Origin of the sequence: Aliirhizobium wenxiniae, from assembly GCF_014201355.1 — a bacterium.
GTDB classification, from domain to species: Bacteria; Pseudomonadota; Alphaproteobacteria; order Rhizobiales; family Rhizobiaceae; genus Neorhizobium; species Neorhizobium wenxiniae.
In genome coordinates, this window is record NZ_JACHEG010000003.1 from 321,666 (window position 1) to 344,196 (window position 22,531).

The 22,531-nt window shown below is 58.4% G+C and carries 15 protein-coding genes; 9 read left to right on the forward strand and 6 right to left on the reverse strand.

What is annotated here, in order from left to right; translation table 11 throughout:
• Positions 1 to 368: 368 nt before the first annotated feature.
• From HNQ72_RS16950 to HNQ72_RS16960, 3 genes are all read left to right on the forward strand, one after another.
• Positions 369 to 1,334: a magnesium and cobalt transport protein CorA gene (locus HNQ72_RS16950; protein WP_183993464.1), complete on the forward strand. Its 966-nt coding sequence runs from the start codon at positions 369 to 371 to the stop codon at positions 1,332 to 1,334.
• Between the two features lie 227 nt (positions 1,335 to 1,561).
• A complete protein-coding gene (locus HNQ72_RS16955) occupies positions 1,562 to 3,016 on the forward strand; it encodes a catalase (RefSeq protein WP_183993465.1) in 1,455 nt (484 codons plus the stop codon).
• Positions 3,017 to 3,047: 31 nt separating this feature from the next.
• Positions 3,048 to 3,476, forward strand: a complete 429-nt coding sequence (locus tag HNQ72_RS16960; RefSeq protein WP_183993467.1) for a cupin domain-containing protein — start codon at positions 3,048 to 3,050, stop codon at positions 3,474 to 3,476.
• A 472-nt stretch (positions 3,477 to 3,948) separates the two neighbouring features.
• Here HNQ72_RS16960 and HNQ72_RS16965 read toward each other — a convergent pair whose 3' ends face one another.
• The 6 genes from HNQ72_RS16965 to HNQ72_RS16990 form a co-directional block, all read right to left on the reverse strand.
• Positions 3,949 to 4,881 carry a LysR substrate-binding domain-containing protein gene (locus HNQ72_RS16965; protein ID WP_183993469.1) on the reverse strand — a complete coding sequence of 311 codons (933 nt, stop codon included), beginning with the start codon at positions 4,879 to 4,881 and terminating at the stop codon, positions 3,949 to 3,951.
• Between the two features lie 267 nt (positions 4,882 to 5,148).
• Positions 5,149 to 7,473 carry an AAA family ATPase gene (locus HNQ72_RS16970; protein ID WP_183993471.1) on the reverse strand — a complete coding sequence of 775 codons (2,325 nt, stop codon included), beginning with the start codon at positions 7,471 to 7,473 and terminating at the stop codon, positions 5,149 to 5,151.
• A 263-nt stretch (positions 7,474 to 7,736) separates the two neighbouring features.
• Entirely contained in the window at positions 7,737 to 8,483 is a 747-nt protein-coding gene (locus tag HNQ72_RS16975; RefSeq protein WP_183993473.1) for a cysteine hydrolase family protein, read from the reverse strand.
• 573 nt (positions 8,484 to 9,056) lie between these two features.
• Entirely contained in the window at positions 9,057 to 10,328 is a 1,272-nt protein-coding gene (locus tag HNQ72_RS16980) for an SAM-dependent methyltransferase (RefSeq protein WP_183993726.1), read from the reverse strand.
• A 137-nt stretch (positions 10,329 to 10,465) separates the two neighbouring features.
• Positions 10,466 to 16,075, reverse strand: a complete 5,610-nt coding sequence (locus tag HNQ72_RS16985) for a trifunctional serine/threonine-protein kinase/ATP-binding protein/sensor histidine kinase (protein ID WP_183993475.1) — start codon at positions 16,073 to 16,075, stop codon at positions 10,466 to 10,468.
• A gap of 161 nt (positions 16,076 to 16,236) precedes the next feature.
• A complete protein-coding gene (locus HNQ72_RS16990; protein ID WP_183993477.1) occupies positions 16,237 to 16,614 on the reverse strand; it encodes a response regulator transcription factor in 378 nt (125 codons plus the stop codon).
• 428 nt (positions 16,615 to 17,042) lie between these two features.
• On the opposite strand from HNQ72_RS16990, the gene HNQ72_RS16995 reads away from it, so the two are divergent.
• From HNQ72_RS16995 to HNQ72_RS17020, 6 genes are all read left to right on the forward strand, one after another.
• Entirely contained in the window at positions 17,043 to 17,909 is an 867-nt protein-coding gene (locus HNQ72_RS16995; protein WP_183993479.1) for an aldo/keto reductase, read from the forward strand.
• A gap of 73 nt (positions 17,910 to 17,982) precedes the next feature.
• Positions 17,983 to 19,005, forward strand: a complete 1,023-nt coding sequence (gene tehA / locus HNQ72_RS17000) for a dicarboxylate transporter/tellurite-resistance protein TehA (RefSeq protein WP_183993481.1) — start codon at positions 17,983 to 17,985, stop codon at positions 19,003 to 19,005.
• 148 nt (positions 19,006 to 19,153) lie between these two features.
• The gene (locus tag HNQ72_RS17005; RefSeq protein ID WP_183993483.1) at positions 19,154 to 19,984 is read left to right on the forward strand and encodes an alpha/beta fold hydrolase; all 831 of its coding nucleotides are present in this window, start codon (positions 19,154 to 19,156) and stop codon (positions 19,982 to 19,984) included.
• Between the two features lie 24 nt (positions 19,985 to 20,008).
• Positions 20,009 to 20,728, forward strand: a complete 720-nt coding sequence (locus tag HNQ72_RS17010) for a hypothetical protein (RefSeq protein WP_183993485.1) — start codon at positions 20,009 to 20,011, stop codon at positions 20,726 to 20,728.
• Between the two features lie 148 nt (positions 20,729 to 20,876).
• Positions 20,877 to 21,896, forward strand: coding sequence for an alcohol dehydrogenase catalytic domain-containing protein (locus tag HNQ72_RS17015; RefSeq protein WP_183993487.1), 1,020 nt, complete (start codon positions 20,877 to 20,879; stop codon positions 21,894 to 21,896).
• Positions 21,897 to 22,068: 172 nt separating this feature from the next.
• Entirely contained in the window at positions 22,069 to 22,332 is a 264-nt protein-coding gene (locus HNQ72_RS17020; protein ID WP_183993488.1) for a hypothetical protein, read from the forward strand.
• Positions 22,333 to 22,531 lie beyond the last annotated feature (199 nt).

Genomic DNA, 22,531 nt, shown 5'->3' on the forward strand with positions numbered 1-22,531 from the left:
GATCTCGCCCTATAGGCATTCTTCCAATGTTAGTCTTTTCGCATCTCCGGGGCCAATTGAAAACAGCACGTGAGCATCTCGTCGAAAATAGCCGCAAGGTTTCAATGGCTACAGTCGGTTGATGCAATTCCGGGCGACAGGACCTTCGCCTGCCCCCACCAGCGATTCCCATCAGCGGCATCGAGAGACCGGACCGGTAAAGAGGTGACGAGGCCCGCGCGACGCACGCGACTGGCCGCAGGATCGTCAAAGACCATGGTCCGACGCCGGGATAGGGTCAAGACTCCAAAATGTGGGCCTTACCGATGATGAGGGGACCGATGACGTCCCGCTCTGGATCTGGCTTTCCAATCTCTATAAGGGCGGACATGGGCGTTGTAGCATCGCATCTCTACCGTGACGGCAACCGCGTTGAGCAGGTTCCATTATCTCAGATCCGGTATGAAGCCCGTCCTGGCGAGTTCGCATGGATCGGTTTGTCGGCCCCGACTCAGGGTGAGCTTGCTTCCCTCAAGGAGATGTTCGGGCTGCATCCCCTTGCCGTGGAGGACGCCCTTACCGGACGACAGGTCCCCAAAATCGACGTGTACGACGACCAGCTTTTCGTCGTGGTCAGAACTGCGCACCTTGAAGGAGACAAGATCGCCTATGGCGAGACGTGTATTTTCGTGGGAAAAGGCCACCTGATTTCTGTCCGCCACGGACCGGCGCGACCCCATCGATCGCTAAGGGAACACCTCGAACGGTCGCCACAGCTTCTGTCGCTGGGCCCAGACTATGTACTGCACGGCATCATAGACTTTGTGGTCGATGGCTACCTTCCAATAGTGGAGACGATCGAGGACCGGGTTCTGGAATTCGAGAAACACATCCTCTCGTCCTTCCTCGATCCCGAACAGATCAGGCGGATCTTCCGGATGCGGCGTCAGATCCTCAAGTTCCAAAGGGTGCTCGGACCTATGGGCGAAGTCGTCGGCAAACTCACCCACCTTGATCTGCCATGCGTCAACGTTAACGCACGTCCGTTCTTCGGTGACGTGCATGATCACGTCCGCCGTGTGGAGGCGCTGGTTGGCGGATTGCGAGAAATCATGACTTCGGTTTTCGAGGCATCCAGCCTGCTGGAGCAGCAGCGTCAGGGTGCGATAACCCGGCAACTGGCATCCTGGGCGGCGATACTCGCTGTGCCGACAGCAATCGCAGGTATCTACGGGATGAACTTCCGTAACATGCCGGAGCTGAAAACCGAAAACGGCTACTATGTCGTACTCGGTGTCGTAGCCGTTCTATGCACGCTGCTCTACGTCCGCTTCCGGAGAAGCGGCTGGCTTTGATAGCGGGCTAGTCGACTTGGCTACCGCTCTTGGCCTCATATTCCTTGCCGATGACCTTTCCCTCATACGTCAAGGAACCTCCTTGTTCCCGGCTGCAAAACGGCGAGTGTCGAGATGTACAATAAGCCAGTACTCCATGGGGCCTACACCAGCGGAAGCACCGGACTTGCCGACAATCGACGGCCGCATCCGGTTGTCGCCCCACAACCGCTCCACCGGAGAACACCATGACCGAGAAAAGCCTCACGACCGCCGCCGGAGCTCCCGTAGTCGACAACTTCAATATCGAGACGGCGGGACGCCGTGGCCCTGCCCTATTGCAGGACGTCTGGCTGATCGAGAAACTCGCCCACTTCGATCGCGAGGTTATTCCGGAGCGCCGGATGCATGCCAAGGGTGCCGGGGCTCACGGCACCTTCACCGTCACCCACGACATCACTCGATACACAAAGGCCGCTATTTTCTCCGAGATCGGAAAGCAGACTCCGATGTTCGTCAGGTTCTCGACGGTCGCTGGCGAACGCGGCGCGGCCGACGCCGAGCGCGACATCCGCGGTTTCGCGATGAAGTTCTACACCGAGCAGGGCAACTGGGACCTCGTCGGAAACAACACCCCGGTCTTCTTCTTCCGTGATCCTCTCCGCTTTCCAGACCTTAACCACGCCGTCAAGCGAGATCCCCGCACCGGGATGCGCAGCGCCGAGAACAACTGGGACTTCTGGACGCTCCTCCCTGAGGCCCTCCACCAGGTCACGATCGTCATGTCGGAGCGCGGTATCCCGAAAAGCTTCCGGCACATGCACGGTTTCGGCTCGCACACCTACAGTTTCATCAACGCCGAAAACGAGCGGACCTGGGTGAAGTTCACCTTCAAAACCCAGCAGTCCATCCAGAACCTCTCAGACGATGAAGCGACGTCACTCATCGGGAACGACCGCGAAAGCCATCAGCGCGACCTATTCGAGAGCATCCAGCGCGGCGAGTTTCCGCGCTGGAGGATGTTCATCCAGGTGATGACCGAGAAAGCCGCCGCGACGCATCGGCACAATCCGTTCGACCTGACAAAGGTCTGGCCGCACGCTGACTATCCTTTGCACGAAGTCGGCTATTTCGAGCTCAACCGCAACCCCGAGAACTTCTTTGCCGAGGTCGAACAGGCCTCCTTCACCCCGGCCAACATCGTGCCTGGGATCGGCTTCTCACCGGACAAGATGCTTCAGGCGCGTCTCTTTTCGTACGGTGACGCGGCGCGTTACCGTCTCGGGGTAAACCACCACCAGATCCCGGTGAACGCTCCGAAATGTCCGTTTCATTCCTACCATCGTGACGGCGCAATGCGGATTGACGGCAACTACGGCGCAACGACGTCCTACGTGCCCAACTCAGCAGGCCAGTGGGCTGAACAGCCGGACTTCCGCGAGCCGCCGCTGGCACTGGAAGGTTCAGCCGCCCACTGGGATCACCGGGCCGACGAGGACCATTACGAGCAGCCCGGCAATCTCTTCCGGGCGATGTCCGCCGGGCAGAAGCGCGCTCTGTTCGAGAACACTGCGCGCGCAATGGCGGGCACTTCCGTGAAGGTTCAGGAGCGTCACATCGAGAACTGCACCAAGGCCGACTGCGAATATGGAGCTGGTGTCGCCCGGGCTCTTGGCTTCGCCGTCGACCATGCCGCTGAATAACCACTCCGTACACTCTTGAAAGGAGATAGAAATGACGACCGAAACCGAACAGCGCTCGGCACGTTTCAACGTGCTGGAAATCGTCAAGCAGTTCCCAGAGACTGCGCAAACGCTGCTTGTCGACCAGTATCTGACGAGCACGGAAGCCGCGAGCGCACGTGTCTTCCGGGTCTACAAGGGAACGCCGCCTCACTACCACGTCGGTTGCGACGAGTACCTTTTCGTTCTGTCCGGGCGCGGAACGTTCTGGATGGAAGACGCGTCTACACAGGCCGAGTTCGGCCCAGGCCAGCTGTTGTATTTCAAGAAGGGAACGGTCCACGCTCTGCCTGACATCCTTGAGGAACCCGTCGTGTTCCTTTCCGTGGATACGCCGCGACGCGAACCGACCGATATCGTGTTCGTCAATCCGGAAGACGGCACTCCGGCGACTTTCATGGCGAGGAACGCGAGCGCTTGATTGGCAGGACGCCTTCGAACTTCGAGAGCTGACGCGCACGAACTGCCGTCAGCTCTCCATCGCGCCTATCGTCGATCCTCGTGAGCCGTCCTTCCCGGGGGTGGCCATGACTTCCGTCTTGAAACGGTCGTAGTCGAGCCATTCCGGATCGACGGTATCTCCGTTTTCCCCTGCCCTTTTGAGAAGTCCGAGGTGCTGCCGGAAAAGCGGCGACCCAGCGTCGGGGTGCCTAGTGTGTTTCCGGGCATCGACAGGCAATGGCTTGTTTTGCCTGAAGCGGCTTTGACGACGTGCTCGGGAAGCCCGGTTTCGCGAGACATGACACGACGCATAGACGCGATAGACCTGAAACGCCTTCCATCCCACTCAACCGATCTGCCCACCGGTCCTGGTGTTCAATCCATTGGGATGTAGACTATCGAGGTCCTTCATCCATTAGCCGAATGGGCATAGGCGCACCTCGAAAATCAGTCTAACCCGACTTTCGACCGTGGGCCTCGTCGAGAGACAAGAACGGGTTCCGGTTCTTTGACGTCAGGTATTGCACAAGATCGCGAGCATGAACTGGTAGCGCGGAAAAGCTACGAGCACAGACGAGGAGATGGCGTAGCGCCCACTCGTCTGAAAGCGCAACCATCTTGAATGCCATTTCGGTCTGGTATCTGAGTGCGTAGACCTCGGGCACGATTGAAAGCCCGATACCGCTACTCGTCATCGCGCAGATATCCTCGAAACTGTCGAGTCGAATGCGCAATTTGAACGGCTTTCCTTCGCGTGCCGCATGTATCGCGAGGTGCCCCTGGAGCGCGCTGTCAGCGGGTAGACCGACGAAGGGCTCGTCCAGGACTTCGCTGAACCTGACATGTTCACGTTGCTCAAACAGATGACCGTCTGGGACGACGACCACGAGATGATCGGTTTCGAAAGGTCTGGTCTCCAGCGTCCCGGTATCGGTGGTGTCCGCGGCTATGCCGAGGTCAGCGTGGCCGCCCGCGACCGCGGCGACTACATCGACGCTCTGTCTCTCCTCCAAGTCTATGTCGATGGTGGGGTGGTCGGCCAGATATCCGCGTAGGATTTCGGGGAGATGGGCCATGGCGGCGCGACCGGAAAACACTCGTACTTTGCCTCGAAGTCCGCGCGCGTAGAGTTGCAAATCTCCCCGCATCTGCTCCATCTGTCCGAGAACGATGCGAGCATGATGGGCGAGCGCTTCTCCGGCGGCGGTCGGCCGAACTCCGCGCGCTCCCCGGTCGAGAAGCAGAACCCCGCTGGTCTCCTCCATCCCCCGAACCCTGGCGCTTGCTGAAGGCAAGGCCATTCCCGCCCTTTCAGCGCCCTGGGTGATGCTCTCCGCCTCAACGACATGGAGGAAGAGGCGCAGGTCGGTCAAATCGAAGCGCATCTTTCCCCCCGCTGTTTGGACCCTTCGGATTTACCTAAGGGTCCCGTTGTATCTCCCGCATTGTTGAAAGTCGCCTGTTCGAGAATGCTGTCGCAAACTTTCTTAGGGAGGAACGATGGATGGACGCTTCCGAAGCACTCTTGCGGGCGTTTGCATGGAGACTGGCGCTGCTCGTGATCGCGGTATTTGTCGCGAGAACGGTCCCGGATGGCAGGGCTGCCGAATTGCAGGCTTCGCATTCGCGAGAAGTCTCCTCAGGCTCGACGCTCAGCCAGCGCCTTGCAGGGCCCGAGCTACCTCAAGCTGCCCCTTGGCATATTTCTCAACAATCCGAATTGTCTCGTCGCACGCATCCTTGAGTTCATCCGGGCTTGGCGTCTCATCGTAGTAAGTGCCATGAGAGAGATTGTTGATCAGGACGCTCTTGATCTCGAAGCCCTCTTCGCCAGCCAGATAACTGATGTAGTTCGAAAGGCTGTCGCATTTGTCAGGATGGCAGAAACGGCCAACTGCCTCGAGAACGCACCGGATGGCATGCCCGGTCGTATGGCTCGGCTCAGCCCCACTATGCACACCAACGATTTCACGAAGATGCTCCTCGAACGGTGCAATGTACTTCTTGAGCTTGGACAGTTGGTGCGTCTGACCCGCCTTGTGGAGAAAGAATGCACCTTCCTCCTTCACGACCTTATTGGTGACGCAGATGTTGTAGAAGTAGCTACTATGCGTGAAGACCAGTAATTCTGGCCTCAGAAATCCCTTACTTATGTCTGCGGGATTGATCGAGACCGTACCGGTCGTCGAGATGCTCAGGTGCTTGAGCGTTTGGGCGATGGCGAACACGTAGTCGTATGACATCGATGTTATGGGATCGTCGAAAACGAGGAACACCTTCCCGTAGTCCGTTGTCGACTTCACCTTCTTGTGGACGCAGGCGATGAAATAGCAGAACGCGATCACGGTTTTCTCGCCATCGCTCAGCGTGCGGCTCGGTCCCCGGGTCATTTCGCGATTGTCGCGCCTGAGCGTGAAGGAGGCTTTGTCAAAGCTATACTTCTGCCCGAAAAAACTGACGATCAAGGCTTCGAATGTTGTCGCCACCCGGTCCTTGGCGTTGTCTGAAAGCTGGGATTTCTTCAGTTCAGCGAGTTCGATCTTGGCGACGCGCGCGTCTTCCTGCCGACTGCGGACCGCCTCGAATGATGACCAGTTGGACCTCACGAATTCGACAGCGAAGATATCGCAGGCCTCCCGGTGGAGGTTACGCCGTTCCGTATCCGAGGCGCTGATGGCTGCTCGCAATGCGACAAATGCCTGGTTAATCTCGCCGACCATCTCTCGCATAGCTGACATCGAGGATGCGATATCGACCTCCGGGAGCGCCACTTCTTCACCCGGATTATTTCCTTTGAGCTGTATTGCTTCGGCATACGCACTGAGCAGGGTATCGGTGGCCGCAGCTTTCGTCGGTAGATCGGGCAGCACGACTTTCTTCTGCGAAGGTACGAGCTTCTTGAGGCTGTCGAATTTCGTTAGACTTCGCGAATATGACGTTTCGCAAGCGGCCACGGCTGTCCGCAGGCTCTTGATCCGAATCCAGTCCTCCCTCAGAGCTTTCTTGTGTGCGCCTTCAGCGTCAGCAAAAAAGGCGATGTAGGACGCGATGAGGTCCTTGGCGGGTGGATGTTCGACTGACTGTTCGCAGAAAGGACAAGTGCCTTCGCTGGCATCCTTCATCAAGTCGATCCCGGTTTCGATGAAAGCGTGGTGGGCTGTTATCTTTGCCTTGATCGCCTCGGCGATGGTTGATGGCGAAGTCATCCGGGAAAGGTTTCCGTTTGCTGTATCAATCACGGACGCGTTAAACGCTATGCGTTCTATATCGGCAGGATAGTCCGGCTCTGCCGGCACGCTTTTCAACGCGTCGAGATCGCTCAGCACGTTTCCGAAACTCCGTGCTGGCTGGACGGGTAAGGCGGTGTGGTCGGACATCAGCTCGGCAAGCTGTATGGCCATATATTCCCTAAGTCGCCTGTTGACGCCCGCTTTTGTCGAGAGCTGCTCGTCCGTGGCTTTACCGAGTTCTCGTTCCAGAGCCGCTATCGACTCGCCCAGGCGGGTCTCCGACTGCTGCACCTTGTCTTCGGCGTCTTTGGTGCTGATCATGGTATGATCGAGCGTGATCTTGCTTTCGATGTTGCCGTTTACAACGAAATTGCTCTGTCTGAGTTCAGAGTGAACGAAATCTTCCGAAAACACGTGAAAGATACGGTCACCAATCTGTGGAGTAGCTTTGCGGATCGTCAAGTCGAGGGAAAGCTTGCCGATACACGCGTCGCCCTGAGAGAGCTCGAACATCCCTTGTCCGGTGGTCGATTCTTCAGCAATGAGGTTCGTCGGCGCATCCTGAATGTCTTGGCCTTCTCCGTGAAGATCAAGATACCGCAGCGCCCGGGTCAGAAAGGACTTGCCAGTCCCGTTCCGGGCATAGACGAGGTTCTGGGCGAACTTGCTCAAGTCGGCGTCAAGTTGTCCAACAGGACCGAGCGAAGTCGCTTGAATATGCAGGCTGGGTTTCGGCGCAGACGACATTAGAATCACCCCGGTTCGACCCAAGGTAGCATAGCGCTGCTTACGATCTATCCGGTTCGAGCCGGATCAAAATGATCACCTGGATGATCGGATCTTTGTTGCCCGCCTTCCGGCTTTGCTCCGGGCTCACCGTCGTAATCATTATTCCGGGTTCTGCGCGCCCTCCTTTGTTGGACGCCTGCTTTAGGCAGAAAAACGGCGGCTGGTAGATACCAGCCACCGTCTCTTTTAAAGTTTCGTTCTCGCTTTGAACCGTGAGGCTTTCAGCTGGCCAGCGGTACCACGCGCGAAGCCGCTGCCTGGGCAAGCCGATCAGCCGCCTCCTCCGTCGTCCACAATGCATTCGCGAACCAACGGAAGTTCACGAGAGCCGCAAGATACGCGTCACCTTCCGGCAGTTTGCTTCCGGCCGTCGCGTCGCGGACCACCGCCACCTCGAAGCCTTTCTCGACAAAGTCACGGAGGTGGGACTCGACGCAGAAATTTGCGGCCATGCCCGCTAGGATCACCTTGTCGATGCGCTTCTTCCGTAGCTGAAAGACCACGTCGTTGGTCTGGGGGCCAGCGATCTTGTGCGGCGAGCACACGATGGTCTTCCCGTCTTCGATGTACTGCTTGTATTCGGGCATCCAGTCCGCGCCAGAGTTTTCAAACCCTTCCAGCGACAGCGGATCGCGGCGGTCGAACATCCGCAGCTTGTGCATCAGCGTCTCGCCCGTTGCGGCGAAATCCCAGCGGTGGTCGAAGGGGTAGTAGTAGTGAGGCGAGATGACGACCTCGATCCCGGCCTTCTTCGATGCCTCGAAGAGCTTGCCGATGTTCTCGACGGTATTGTGTTCGGTGATGCTTTCACCGAATGCTCCCCAGCCTGCACCCTTGGGGCTCAGGAAGTCGATCTGGGGATCGGTAATTACCAGCGCCGTCCGCGGGATGTCGATCTCGACGTCGGTTTTGGGAAGAGCGGGGTTCTGAGGGTCACGGTAGGCAAGCGGAATTACTCTGTCCGTCATGGAGGTTTCCTCTTTGGGCGGTTTTGCCGGGCGACGATCGCTCGTCCTCGCGATCGCGGGGCAGTTGATTGAATTCTGGAACCAGTATCCTGCGATTTGGGCTCGCCACCCGATTTATAGGGTGCGGACTTCGATCTCGACGGATACGGGGACTAGATTGGGGCCACCCGGAGCGCCGTGATTGTAACATTCAGTCACTTTGCGGCGGATCAGCGTGCCATTCGGACAATTTCAGCTGACCGGGAGTTAATCTCGCCGAGAGGGCAACCTGCGCCCGTGATCATCCGTCCTCGTATTCACGCGCACTTAAAGCGAACGATCGAAGCTCAATCGTCCCCGCCGGGTATTTGCCTCAACCGAGACAGCATTCTCAACTCGCCAGCGGCAACACGGGCCGACGCATGGGAGCGGAATACTGTCGATCACCAGATTTCAAGGCTTTGCGAACAGCGCAACGCCGACGACTGGCCAGGTCAGGATGAGTGATCGAGTATACTCTCGATAGCCCGAACGCCAAATTGCTGTTCAGGTACTCGAGCACGCATCATTGACATCGAGGGGGGACAGGTGCGCTCAAGACAACTCCCGCTGACGGTCCCAGGCAACCGCGGTAAGCTTAGCGGCGGGGTTGCTCTTGGCCTCCGAGTTCCGTTCCGCGTCGAACGTATAGTCGCGGGCAAGAGGAAGGGTCGATACGTTCTTTGTCAGCTGCAGCTGCCAGTTCATGTGGCCCATCCGACGGAATGCCAGTTCGGAACCGATCAGGTAGAATTCGAACATCCGGCAGAAGCGCTCATCGTATAGTTCGGCAAGCTTGCTCCTGTTGTCAGTGAAGCGGTGATGCCATTGCTCCAACGTCTTCGCGTAATGCAGACGCAGGACCTCGATATCCGTGGCCCACAGTCCTGACTTCTCTACCACCGACATGACCTCGGAAATCGCCGGAGAGTAGCCGCCAGGAAAAATGTACTTTGCGATCCAAGGATTGGTACTGCCCGGACCATCCGCGCGGCCGATGGCATGGATCAGGGCTACGCCGTCATCGGTGAGTATCGACTTGATCCTGTCGAAATAGGTCCGGAAGTGGTTGACTCCTACGTGCTCGAACATCCCGACAGATACCACCCGATCGACCTTACGTGTCCAGTTCCGGTAGTCCATGAGCTCGAACGTAACCTTGTCGTCGAGCTTCGCCTCCTTGGCGCGAATACGGGCTTCCTTGAGCTGTTCCTCGGAAAGCGTCAATCCCGTCACCCGGGCACCGAACTCCCTCGCGAGATAGAGCGCCATCCCTCCCCAGCCGCACCCGATATCGAGAACCTCAAGCCCCGGACGGTCAAGCCTGAGTTTCGAGGCGATGTGCCGCTTCTTCTTGAGCTGGGCTTCCTCGAGCGTCTCATCACCCTCCGGAAAATAGGCGCAGGAATACTGGCGATCCTCGTCCAGCATCAGTGAATAGAGGCGTCCGTCGAGATCATAGTGGTGGGCAACGTTTCTCTTGGATCGCCCGGTAAAGTTCAACTGGTCCAGGTTGCGACGGAACCAACGTACCTTCTCCATGAACTTGTCGAGGGGATGACTGCCGCCCTCCATGGAATTCATCGCCAGGAAATCGAGTGTTTGGAACAGGCCGCGAGGCCCTGGTTCCACTTCTCCGTCCATATAAAGCTCCCCGAGCGCGAGGGCCGGATTGAGCAACAGACGGCGTTTCGCCCGCTCAGTTTTGATCGTGATCGCGGCTCGGGGCTCGCTGCCCGTGCCGAAGGTGTGAGAGGTTCCGTCGGGAAATCTTACGCTGAGGGTGCCAATCTTGATCAGACGGGAAAGTGCGGCTTCTAGCAACATCGGGACAACCATTCTTAGGCCCGGCCGGGCCGAATTCGTTGAAGTATCCGAGGGATGTTAGGAGGCCTTTCCCGATGCTTATTGCAAAATCCACTTCCTGCGACCGCGGCCACAAAATAGCTGAGACAGCTACCGCATCAAGTTGGTGGTGATGCCGGAGGAGCGGTCCCGGCCTCAGGTATCGTGAAACTGAAAACCGCTCCGCTAGGAAGGTTGGACCTGTACGCGAGACTTCCGCCATGCGTTTCTATGATGGTCCTGCTGATCGCCAATCCCATTCCCATCCCATCGGGTTTGGTCGAATTGAACGCTTCGAATACCGAGGCAACCATTTCCGGGGCAACCCCGGGGCCATTGTCGCGGATATCGACATAGGCGGTTCCCGCGGTTCCGCGTCCGACCGTGATCAGAAGGTTCCCACCTGAAATACCTGCCCCGGTTATCGCCTCCATTCCATTGATGACGAGATTGAGGATGACTTGCTGAATCTGAACCCGGTCCGCCGCGATCTGGACATCGGTCTCAAGCGCGTCCATGCGGATCGCAATTCCGTTGGCTCGCACCTCTACGCCGACATAGCTTATTGTCTCGGACACAAGGTCGCACAGCGAAAAAACTTGGCTCTGCGGTGATGACTTTCGCACCAAAGCTCTGGTCCTGTTCAAGACTTCCCCGGCGCGATGCCCCTCGCTCACCATCCTCTCAAGAGCACTTCTGGCGGCTCCTAAGTTTGGCGGATCACGATCCAGCCATCGAAGGCCGGCGGCACCACTCGTCACGATGCTGAGAAGCGGTTGCTTGACGTCGTGCGAGATCGCCGCCGACAGCTGGCCGACTGTGGCGACCCGGTTCGCGTGAGCCATCTCCGACTGGAGCATGCGATATCTCAGGTCGCTCGCCCGGATGTTCTCCTCGGCGCGCTTCCTCTCTGTGAGATCGAGGACGTAGGCAACGCCCCCTTCGGTTTCGGAAGCGTCGAAAGCTGCAGCACCGATGAGGACGGGCACGCTGTGACCGTCTTTATGGATGAACACCTTCTCCCACGGTCGCGCCCTTCCCGTCGCCTTGATCTCCTCTACGACCAAGGAATCCGAAGCCCAATCTTCTCTCGGAGTGAGATCAGTCCAGCGCAGGCCTCCCGTCAAAAAATCATCCCGGCTGAACCCCAGCATCGCGAGGAGGGTGTTGTTGGCATCGGTGATGTCGCCTTCGTAGTTCCACATAAAGACACCGATGATATCGGCATCAACAAGGCGTCTGATTTTGGCCTCGCGTCGCTCAAGATCCCGGTAAAGCCTGGTGTTCTCGAGCGCAATGGCCGCGTGTGACGCAATCAATTTGAGTATCGAGAGCCTCTCTCGCGTGAACACCCCCGCCGCAAGGCTATTTTCGAGATGAAGCGCGCCGATCGTTTTTCCCTGGTTGACCAAGGGCAGTACAAGGAGCGAGCGGACCCGCCGCGAGTGGACATACGCATCATGAGCGAAACGCGATGCGGTGGACGCGTTGTCCTCAATCACCGTCTCGCCTGTTCGCATTGCGTCAACCAGTATCTCGTTGGGATATTCGAACCGCCTCGTCTCGGCCTCGCCTAGAACGACTACGACGCCTCCGTCAGAGGTGGTTGCGACGGCTTCGATGACATGAATTGCGTCTGTTCCGAGCGCGAGCACGGCACGACTCGCTCCGGCATGTTCGAGGACCGTGCGCATCAGGCCATCGATGAGCTTCTCGAGGACGATTTCGCCTGAAACCGTCTGCGCGACCTTGATGACCGTCGAGAGATCGAAATGTTCGACGGCGACCGTCGCTGTCGTCAACGCGGACGCCGCCGGCTGCTGGGTCTTTGGCAGGAACGGATAAAGCCTCTCGAGTTGCCGGACCTTTGCGGCTGCGCCCCATTTCTGGAACGCCGTTCGGGCCTCTGTGAGGTACATCCGCGAGATTTGCTCCAGCCCAAGGCGACCATAGAAACGGGAGGCGGCTTCGCTTGCAACGGCCTCATCCTGCACGAATCCGTTGTCCCTCGCCCGCATCACGCTTGCAGCGTAGAGTTGCTGAGCCTCCATATGTCGTCCGTCGAGGTCGGCGATCTCCGCGGAAATCAGCAGATGCTTTGCCGCGAAAGTCTCGGAACCCGTGCCTGCAGCCCATTCGCCAAGCTGCCGATAATGATGGTCAAGTTGTTCGCGGTCGGCCTTGCCGGGTACAGCGTCCCCCTGTCGCGAACGTCCGCAAAGTGCCAAAGCGCCGTAGAAATGATAGTCGACATGCTGGACCTGGACAATTTCGATCCACGGCGTCGGGTAGACGTTCGAGGCGGCGGTGATCGCGCCCGTGAAGTCCTCAGCCAGATACCGAAGCATCGTCTTGCGCGTCCAGTAAAAGCAAACAGCAACGCTACCTGGAGACCGCCAAAGGCGCTCCTCGAAATCCTGTTCGTTGAAGGAATTGTCGCTCAAGGTCGCCAGCCCGTTCGTCAGACCGGAGAGAGCTGCTATCGCCCGCTCGAAGACCGCGATCTGGTCGACAGCGTCCTGGAAGCCCACGTCCCGCGTAAAGGACAGCGCCTGTCGGCTGAAGGAGCCGACCTTATCGAGGTGCTCGCCCCCGATGAAGCGGTACTGGACAGACTGTGAGAGCGCGTAACAGGCGTAATAAATATCGCCGGATTCCCGCCCGACCTGATCGGCTGCCTCGAATATTTCCAGGGCTTCTGCGAGAGGCCTCGTCCATGTCGCCGTCAAGCCCAATGCCACGCCCGTCCTCGCGAGATCGAGACGATTGTCGCCGCTGATAGCTATCTTTTGAGCGAACCTTGCGACCTCGAGCCCCTCCTCGAAGCGGCCGAACAGGGGGCCGAGAAGCCAGCCAAACCATGCCAACCCCTGTGTAGAGGCGCTTGCTCTTCCATGCGTGAGGCTAAGATTGACCATCTTGCAGGTAACGATCGCGCAGAGATGGAAGTCGGTGAAATAAGCTGGCGGCCACATCTCCGTTAGAATGCGCATCACCGCCAAAGTCTCCGCGTCTGTCATAAGCGGAAGGTCCGCAAAGCTCGTCAGCGGTCTACCACCGAGATTTTCCCAGATAGCAGCGTATTCAGTATCGACGCTGTTCTGTGCAGGATGTGCCGTGAGGTCTATGCCGAAAAGCCGTAACGCAACGAGTGCTGCGTCGACGGCTGCATCGTTATCTGAGTGGACGATCAACAATTCGACCTTGAGGCGATGGGCAGCAGCGAGCTCGACTTTCGTACCGCCGCGACCGAGCAGCTCCTCTATCAACGCCCCCGTCTTGGCAAAGTCACCGTTCAAGAAGACGCATTCTGCCTCTTCCAAGGCAACTGAAAACGCGAGGCTGGGTCTCTTCGACCACACGTCCTCTCCAAGCTGTTCCATCGCGATGGCGAGGTATCTGCACGCTGCGCCATAGGCTGCCGAACCGCGCGCCTTGCGAGCAGCACGCAGGTTCAAGGAAGCAAGGTCTTCAAGTTCGTTCTCGGTGAGATCTTCGGTACCGCCACGGTTGAGCTGATCCGCGATCTCGAAAAGGCTTGCCTCGCTCTCGCTTTCGTTCGAGGACAGCAACATCCGCTTTCCGAGGAACCGATGCGAGGCCGCCCTCTCCTTATCGTCGAGAAGCAGGTAGGCGGCCTCGTGCACTCTGTCGTGCGCGAAGAAGAGGGAGCCTCCCATTTGGAAGAGCAGACCGCTGTCCAGAACATCCCTCAGAAGTCCGTCGAGCTCGTCGGTCGATATGTCGAGAATATCGGAATAGACGTCGAGTTTGACTGTGTTGCCAAAGCAGGCAAGCTGCTTGACGAGTTCGCCGGATGCGGCCGGAAGGTGCCTTAGTCGTTGCATCATCAGGTCAACGACATTGTCGCTGACATTCACACTGTTGGTCCGCTCTAATTCCCACTGCCATCCTTGCGCCGCCGGATCGTAATGAAGCAGGCCACGATCTACCAAAGACGCGACGAATTGCGTTGTGAAGAAGGGGTTTCCACCAGCCTTTTCGTACACGAGTTCGCTGAGTGGAAGTACCCGCCGCGACCTGTCGCCAAGGGCGTCCGAGATCATGAGTGCAATATCTTCGCGCCGGACACCGCCAAGAGAGACGTCTTCGATAGTCACACCCGCAGCACTTAGTGACGTTATCCTCCGGTTCAACGGGTGGTCGGGGCCAACTTCGTTGTCGCGGAAAGCACCAACAAGTAACAGGGTCAGATCGTTGCCATGGAGAGCAAGGTCCTCGAATACATCCAGAGTAGAACCATCTAGCCACTGCAGGTCGTCGAGGAAAAGCACGAGCGGATGTTCCGGCCTTGCAAAGACGCTGACAAACTGGCGGAAGGCTTGCCGGAAGCGGTTTTGTGCCTCTCCGCCTGTTAGTTCCGCGAGCGGCGGTTGTGGGCCGATAACGAGTTCGAGGTCTGGCACAAGGTTCACCATCACTTGGCCATTAATCCCGAGTGCCTCTCCGATGGCACGCCTCCAAACGGCAAGACTTTCTTCGTCCTGGGATAGAAGGTGGCTCACCAGGCTACCGAAGGCCTGGGCAAGCGTGGCATAGGGAATTCCGCGCTTATACTGGTCGAACTTCCCGGCGGCAAAGATCCCGCGCGGTGGAACGAGGAAACGGTGCAGTTCGTTGATGACAGACGACTTGCCGATGCCGGAATATCCGGAAACCAGCACGACTTCCGTCTTGCCCGTATTTGCCACTCGGTCGAACGCAGCGACGAGTTGCCCGAACTCCCGTTCCCGGCCATACAGTTTCTCCCGGAAGAGAAGCTTCTGCGGCGCGTCGTCCGCTCCGAGTGCGAACTGGGACACCTCGCCCCGGGCGGCGCTTTCGCGAAAACATCTTTCCAGGTCAGCCCGCAAGCCGGTGGCGCTTCGGTACCGATCCTCAGCTTCCTTCGAGAGAAGCTTCATCACGATGTCGCAAAACGGCAGAGGTATCTCACCGTTCCTGATGTGGGCTGGTGTCGGAGTTCTTGCAACGTGACAATGGATCCACTCCATCGCGTCCCCAGCGACGAAAGGAAGCTCCCCGGTCGCCATTTGGTATAGGGTTATGCCGAGTGAATACAGATCACTGCGCGTATCGATCGACCGGTTCATCCGTCCGGTCTGCTCGGGTGCCATGTAGGCAAAGGTTCCTGCAATGAAATCCGGAGGTGCTGGAGCCTGGCGTTCCCTGGGAAGCCGGGTTGCGATACCGAAGCCCGTCAGGCGGGCCACTCCCGTGGAGACATCGAACAGGATGTTGGCAGGTTTGATGTCCTTGTGAACTATGCCGATACCATGCATGCGCTCTATGGCCCGCACTATCGCTATAGCCGTCAGGAGAAGCTCATCGGTTTTGAACCGCCGACCTATGAGCTGTGACAGGGGTATTCCATCCGCATCGTCGAGCACGAGACCCGTAAGGTTTTCCTCGTCCAAGATCGACCGTGGCACGACAGCCCAGTCGCTATCGAGGTACGGGGCCATCCGCATTTCGTTGGCCGCCCTCTGATCAAAATCCCTCGAATAGGCTTTGGATCTCGGACCTGCCAGAAGGATGCCATCCGGGAAGCCGATACCGCTCTTCAGGCCGCGTGCCAGGAAGTAATCGTCCCCTATGTGTAGGGCCACGAAGTGCCGGCCGTCGTAACCCGACAGGCGGGCTACTAAATCTTCACCGACATTCTCTCCAGAGTGGGAGAGGATAGCATTGTCTGACCTATCCATCATCGCATCATTTCCCACCGAGGCTCCTGGAAATGTCGGATATCGCCAGTGTCAAAGCAAGCATTTTGACAGTCAGCTCTCCCCAGCCCATCGTCTCACCACCTCGGTGGAGCGCGACAATCCTCTTCAAACGCAACGGCCACCACCATCGTCGCCGTTGAGCCCTAAGGGGCCTCCGAGGCTCCACGGGTCTGCGCATCTATCACGCAGCGCACGAGTTCGTCGGCGTCTATCGGCTTGTTGAGGAAATGGACTGCTCCGCTGTCGAGCGCCTTGGCCCTTGTGACGTCATCGTCCTGGGACGTCACGAAAACGATGGGAAGCGCACAATGCTGCCGCTTTAACTGGGCCTGAAGCTCAAGCCCACTCAGCCCCGGCAGTCGCTGATCCAATATCAGACACTCGACTTCATTCTGGCAATTTGAGGCGACGAAATCTTCTGCGGAGCCAAAAGCCCGCACCTCGTAACCATAAGACGACATCAGGTCCGCGTAGGCAACCCGTACCCCGTCGTCATCCTCCACTATGGCGATCGTCAGCAAATCATATGGCTCCGATGGCCTATCTTGGAAAAGCCATGCCGGCTCTTCGGTATAGGTGTGACACAAAGCATTTCGGATTTTTTCATCAGAACTGATTTGCTCACAATGTCATTCAAGCGAAACAAGCCTCCTGATCCCAGCGCGGCTTTCGCCGAAACCTCAGCACGTTCGGAGCCATATTCCGGTAGTCTGGCCCCAAGCATCCATCCTGTCGCAGGATCACGAACTCATGCGACCTTATCAGACGGCAACCTCCCGTCCACCTACCTCTAGGTATAGAGCCGGACAAAAAACCGTTGTCGTGCGCGATGATACAATAACGGAATCCTCTAACGTCATAGCGTGCTCCAGAACGCAAACTTCACCGGGGCAGAGTGCCTTACGGAATGGCGGTTGCCACCGACGGTGCCATAAAACCGGAGCCAGACATGACAAAGAACTTGAGAGCCATCGCGTCGGCATCGGGCACATTCAAAATCGGAGATTTCGTCATCAATCGCCTCGGCTTTGGCTCGATGAGGTTGACCGGGCGCGGAGTCTGGGGTCCGCCGGCAGACCGCGAGCAGGCGCTGGCGACACTTCGCCGCGCGCCCGAACTGGGTGTCAATTTCATAGACACCGCGGACTCGTACGGCCCGGATGTCGCTGAGGAACTCATCGGTGAGGCTCTGACTGGCCGCCACGACGTACTTATCGCCACCAAGGCTGGACTTAGGCGTCCCGGTCCCGATCAATGGATGCCACACGGTCGACCGGAGTACCTCGTCGAGCGCGCCAAGGGCAGCCTCAAGAAGCTCGGCGTCGAGCAGATTGGGCTCTGGCAGCTGCATCGCATCGATCCTCGTGTCCCTATGCAGGATCAGTTCGGCGCGATCCGCCAACTTCTCGATGAAGGCGTGATTGCCAACGCGGGCTTGAGCGAGGTCTCGATTTCCGAGATCGAAGTCGCCTCGCAGTACTTCAAAGTCGCGACAGTGCAGAACCGTTACAATCTGGTCGATCGCGGGAGCGAGGACGTTCTCGAATATTGCGAACGGAACGGGATCGGCTTCATTCCGTGGTTCCCGCTTGCTGCAGGTGATCTCGCACGACCCGGCGGCGTCCTCGATTCGCTCGCGAAGCGCCACGCCGCGACGCCCGGGCAGATCGCTTTGGCGTGGATGCTCAAGCGCAGCCCGGTCATGCTGCCCATCCCCGGTACATCGAAGGTAGACCACCTCGAGCAGAATGTCGCCGCCGCGCTTATCCGTCTGTCTGACGACGAATTTCAGGAACTGGACCGAAGCGTCCGCTGACGGCCGCCGGTCGAATCCCCCGCTATAGGCCAAGCGGCGGACGCCTTACCCAACTCTCCGATACAGGTGTATTATGACAATTGACTCAACCGGGTATCAACCTAAGCCGCAGGAGGTTCACACGAGCTGGATCGCGGGTATCGCTGCCAGAACCCCAGCCGCGTATTTCGGGATGGTCCTCGGCCTAGCAGGGCTTGGAAATGCATGGCGTGCTGCCGAGCAAACGTGGCATATCGGTATCGCGGTGTCGGAGTATGTCCTCGCGCTCGCCGCGGCGGTCTGGGCGATATTGGTATTGCTGTTTGTGGCCAAGGCGGTTCTGGCTTCCGACAAGCTGAAGGCTGAGATCAATCATCCGGTCCAGTGTTGTTTCATCGGATTGATCGGCGTGGCGACGATGTTGATCGCCGGAGCAGTCGAACCCTATTCTTATGCGGCCGGTGCCTTGCTTTTCGTGGTCGGGTTCGCTTTCACCGCGATCTTCGCGGTTTGGCGGACGGGGGGCCTTTGGCACGGTGAACGCGACCCTGCTACCACCACAGCCGTGCTTTATCTGCCGACTGTCGCCGGAAGTTTCGTTACGGCCACGATCGCGTCCTCCCTCGGATTTCAGGACTGGGGTCAGCTTGCTTTTGGGGCGGGGATTTTCTCCTGGCTTGCGATCGAGTCGGTTTTACTTCACCGCCTGTTGACCGGACCAATGACGCCCCCGGCGTTGAGGCCAACACTTGGCGTCCAGCTCGCCCCCGCTCCGGTTGGCGCAGTAGCCTATATTTCCGTCAGCGGTGGCGCGCCCGACATCTTTGTCCACGCCATGATCGGATATGGCATCCTCCAACTTGTCGTCCTCCTGCGTCTTTCGCCGTGGCTGCGCGAAGCGGGAGCTGTTATGGGCTTCTGGGCTTTCAGCTTCGGAGCAACATCCATTGCTACGGCTCCCTTGAGGCTCCTTGGACACGGTGATACCTCAGCCATCTCAGTGGTCGCCCCGATCACCTTTGCGCTTGCGAACGTCTTTGTGCTCGGGCTCACGCTGATGACAATATGGCTGCTTGTTTCAGGCAGGATGTACGGCCAGCCCGCACCCGGGAAATAGTACCCGCGTCTCGCCGTAGAGACGCCGCTCACCCCAATTCCATTCACCAAGCGACCGCGCCGGGCATGCGCAGCCCCGACAATCGCTGGCCCTTTCCCGGATGAAACCTCTGTAAGGCCGTCGATTTACAGATCAGTTAGGAACCGTAATGACCGCCACCCTCGAAACAGCGACAACGGAATACATCGACGTACCCGGGGCGCGGCTCGCCTACCGCCGGATCGGGCATCGGTCCGCAAGGAAACTCGTACTTCTCCAGCATTTCACCGGAACCATGGACGCATGGGATCCTGCTGTGGTGAATGCTCTCGCGGAGGTCAGCGAGGTGTATGTGCTGGATAACGCCGGCGTCGGGGCTTCAAGCGGCACTACGCCTGACAACGTTGATGAGATGGCAACCCACGCGGAGGCATTTATTGAAGCTCTCGGCCTCGGTGAAGTTGATCTCCTCGGCTTTTCTCTCGGGGGCTTTCTCGCCCAGGTTATGGCCGTGCGGCGGCGAGTCACGATCGGCCGGATGATAATCGCGGGAAGCGCGCCGATGGGCGGAGAAGAACACCTCCTCGAGGTCGTGGGCGCAGCATTTGAGAAAAATGCCTCGGACGTCCGCCTCCCATTGTTCTTCACGCCGTCGGACAAAAGCCAGGCTGCAGGCATGGCTTTCATCAAAAGGGCTTTTAGCCGCACCAGCGACCGAGACCCCGACAACGGTAATTTCGTCAGCGCCCCTCAGGCAACGGCGATCATCGACTGGTGCGCTCGATCGGACCCCGATCACCAATCACTGAAAGCCATAGAGACGACCACGCTTATCGTGCATGGAAGCGATGACACTATGTTTCCGGCTAGCAACGCGTACGTGATGTTCAAGAACATGCCGGATGCAACGCTTATTCTCTATCCGGATTCCGGCCACGGCGCGATTTTCCAGCAGCCCGAGGCATTCGTGGCGCACGTCAAGACCTTCCTTGAAGTCTGAACCATCAACCAAAGGGGTGATGAAATGAATTCGCTCGTGAGCAAGATCATTGTTGCCCATGGTGGCCTCGAAAGGTGGAGGCAGTTCTCCCTCCTCAAGGCGCGCCTAGTCCAGGGTGGAGCACTGTGGACGCTAAAGGGTCACCCGGCAACACTCGCAGAGACCACAATCACCGTGAACCTGCTGAAGGAGTGGGCGTCTCATTCGCCCTTCGGCCCGGAAGCAAAGATATCCACTTTCGAACCCGACAGGGTGGCTTTGAGCGATGCCCAGGGCAAGGTTATCGAGGAACTGCGCGATCCACGTTCCTCGTTCGTGGGCCATACGCTGGAAACATCCTGGAGCGAACTCCAGCTGGCCTATTTCGCGGGTATCGCGATGTGGACATACCTCAACATGCCGTTCTTGCTCGCCCACGAGGGCGTGGTGGTCGAGGAGCTTACGGATTGGTCCGAGAAAGGCGAAACCTGGCACAGGCTCAAGATCACGTTCCCCGCCGACATCGCAACCCACAGCACAGTTCAGACGATCTATTTCGGCGACGACGGCTTCCTCAAGCGCCATGATTACGACGTCGAGATCGCGGGCAACACACCGGGTACTCACTATATCGATGGATACATCGATGTTCAGGGTATCAAGATCCCGACACGCCGCCGTATCTTCCCAAGACAGCCTGACGGTCAGCCGATGGCCGAGCCTCTGGTCGTCTCGATTGATCTGCACGACATCAAGCTCTCGTAGTTGGACGTGCGCCCCGGCAGCGAACAGCTGCTGCCGGGGAGTTTACTCTCTACCCGGCGATTGGCGAATACCCGATCTTACAAGAACCGACACTAGCCAACTGCGAAAAGTGCCACAGTAGATCGCAAACCAGGCCACGGAACACGAAATGACCGACAACACCGAAAGCTATCTCGCCGTGCAAGCGGTGTCGCCCGGAAAGCTCGAGCTCGCCAGAAAGCAGATGCAGGCCCCTCGCCCCGGTTATGTCCGCATCAAGGTCGAAGCCTGCGGAGTTTGCCACTCCGACGCCGCCACGGTCGAGGGTGCATTCCCGATCGCCTGGCCGAGGGTTCCGGGTCACGAGGTTGTCGGAAAGATCGACTGGATCGGAGAAGGCGTAGAGGGCTGGAGCGTAGGCCAGCGCGTCGGCGTGGGATTCCTCGCAGGCAGCTGCGGACATTGCGCAGAATGCCGTTCCGGCCATCTCGTCAACTGCACCAACCAGGAATTCACGGGCGTGCACCACGACGGCGGGTACGCCGAGTGGATGATCGCCAAGGCGTCGGGCTTGATGTCCATTCCCGACGACCTCACCGACGTCGAAGCCGCTCCGCTCCTATGCGCAGGCCTGACGACTTTCAGCGCACTCAGGAATTCCGGCGTCAAAGCCGGGGATCTCGTCGCCGTCGTTGGGATCGGTGGCCTCGGACATCTCGCCGTGCAATACGCACGGAGTATGGGATACGAGGTCGCAGCCATCGGACGCGGAGCGGCGGTGGGAGAGCTGGCAAAGCAGCTCGGTGCCCACCATTACATTGACAGCACCATTGAGCCTGTCGACCAAGCACTTCAGAAGATCGGTGGTGCGGACCTGGTTCTTGCCACCGCCTCTGGCGGCAAGGGTGTTGCGGACACCGTAAAGGGTCTCAAACCCCGCGGTAAGACGATCGTTCTCGGCGCGACGCCGGAGCCGATCGAGCTTGCGTCCGGAGACCTTTTCTTCAAGGAACGATCGGTAGCCGGAGCGCTCACCGGGGATCCGGCCACCGGGGACACGACCCTTCGCTTCAGCTCGCTATTCGGCATCTCGGCGATGATCGAGGAATTTCCGCTCGAACGAGCGATCGAAGCGTATCAAAAGATGATGCACGGCAAGCCGAGGTTCCGCATCGTTCTGAAGATGTAGCCGGGGCTTGCCTTCGTTCGACCGCCATCCAGGGGCAACCTTGGCTGGCGGCCCAAACGCGCGATTTGATGGGTCAAGCGCTCGAAAGCTGCCCCCGGCGCTCGCCGCTTACCGGGCTCAAGGATCACTGTGCCGGCCCCAAGCAAGCCAAGCGGACAAACCGGAGTTTGCCATGACTGAAAGCCTGACAATTCAGGAAGCCATAGCCGACAGCTTGATTGCCCTCGTAAATGCGGCCGACGGCTTAGACCAGCGCTCGTTTGCGGAGTTGCTCGAGGCGGAATCCCTGCGTCTGGCAAAAGGATCGCGGAGTGGGCTACAAGCACACCGATCGTCAATGGAAGCCGACAGCCAACTCCAGTTCACCTTGAACCCGATCAGGCATCCAACTTCTTTCCCCTCAGCCACAGACACCGTTTCGATGTCTACGACGTGAATCTAAGTCCAATCTTGAGAACGATGGACTGACCCTCGAGTAAATCGCGCGCCCGCTACTTGCGTTTGCGTCTTTGATCAGGCGCGCTACTACAAACTCTGCTGACCTGTCTCTTGGGATAGGTCGGGCCAAACCACAGTACAATTGTTCCCAACCGCCAGTCGTATATCCATTGCATAGGGCAAAGCATAAGCCGTTG

Bases quoted from the DNA above. Each gene is read 5' to 3' on its own strand.
- HNQ72_RS16950 (WP_183993464.1), top strand. From the start codon at position 369: ATGGGCGTTGTAGCATCGCATCTCTACCGTGACGGCAACCGCGTTGAG.
- HNQ72_RS16955 (WP_183993465.1), top strand. From the start codon at position 1,562: ATGACCGAGAAAAGCCTCACGACCGCCGCCGGAGCTCCCGTAGTCGAC.
- HNQ72_RS16960 (WP_183993467.1), top strand. From the start codon at position 3,048: ATGACGACCGAAACCGAACAGCGCTCGGCACGTTTCAACGTGCTGGAA.
- HNQ72_RS16965 (WP_183993469.1), bottom strand. From the start codon at position 4,881: ATGCGCTTCGATTTGACCGACCTGCGCCTCTTCCTCCATGTCGTTGAG.
- HNQ72_RS16970 (WP_183993471.1), bottom strand. From the start codon at position 7,473: ATGTCGTCTGCGCCGAAACCCAGCCTGCATATTCAAGCGACTTCGCTC.
- HNQ72_RS16975 (WP_183993473.1), bottom strand. From the start codon at position 8,483: ATGACGGACAGAGTAATTCCGCTTGCCTACCGTGACCCTCAGAACCCC.
- HNQ72_RS16980 (WP_183993726.1), bottom strand. From the start codon at position 10,328: ATGTTGCTAGAAGCCGCACTTTCCCGTCTGATCAAGATTGGCACCCTC.
- HNQ72_RS16985 (WP_183993475.1), bottom strand. From the start codon at position 16,075: ATGATGGATAGGTCAGACAATGCTATCCTCTCCCACTCTGGAGAGAAT.
- HNQ72_RS16995 (WP_183993479.1), top strand. From the start codon at position 17,043: ATGACAAAGAACTTGAGAGCCATCGCGTCGGCATCGGGCACATTCAAA.
- tehA (WP_183993481.1), top strand. From the start codon at position 17,983: ATGACAATTGACTCAACCGGGTATCAACCTAAGCCGCAGGAGGTTCAC.
- HNQ72_RS17005 (WP_183993483.1), top strand. From the start codon at position 19,154: ATGACCGCCACCCTCGAAACAGCGACAACGGAATACATCGACGTACCC.
- HNQ72_RS17010 (WP_183993485.1), top strand. From the start codon at position 20,009: ATGAATTCGCTCGTGAGCAAGATCATTGTTGCCCATGGTGGCCTCGAA.
- HNQ72_RS17015 (WP_183993487.1), top strand. From the start codon at position 20,877: ATGACCGACAACACCGAAAGCTATCTCGCCGTGCAAGCGGTGTCGCCC.
- HNQ72_RS17020 (WP_183993488.1), top strand. From the start codon at position 22,069: ATGACTGAAAGCCTGACAATTCAGGAAGCCATAGCCGACAGCTTGATT.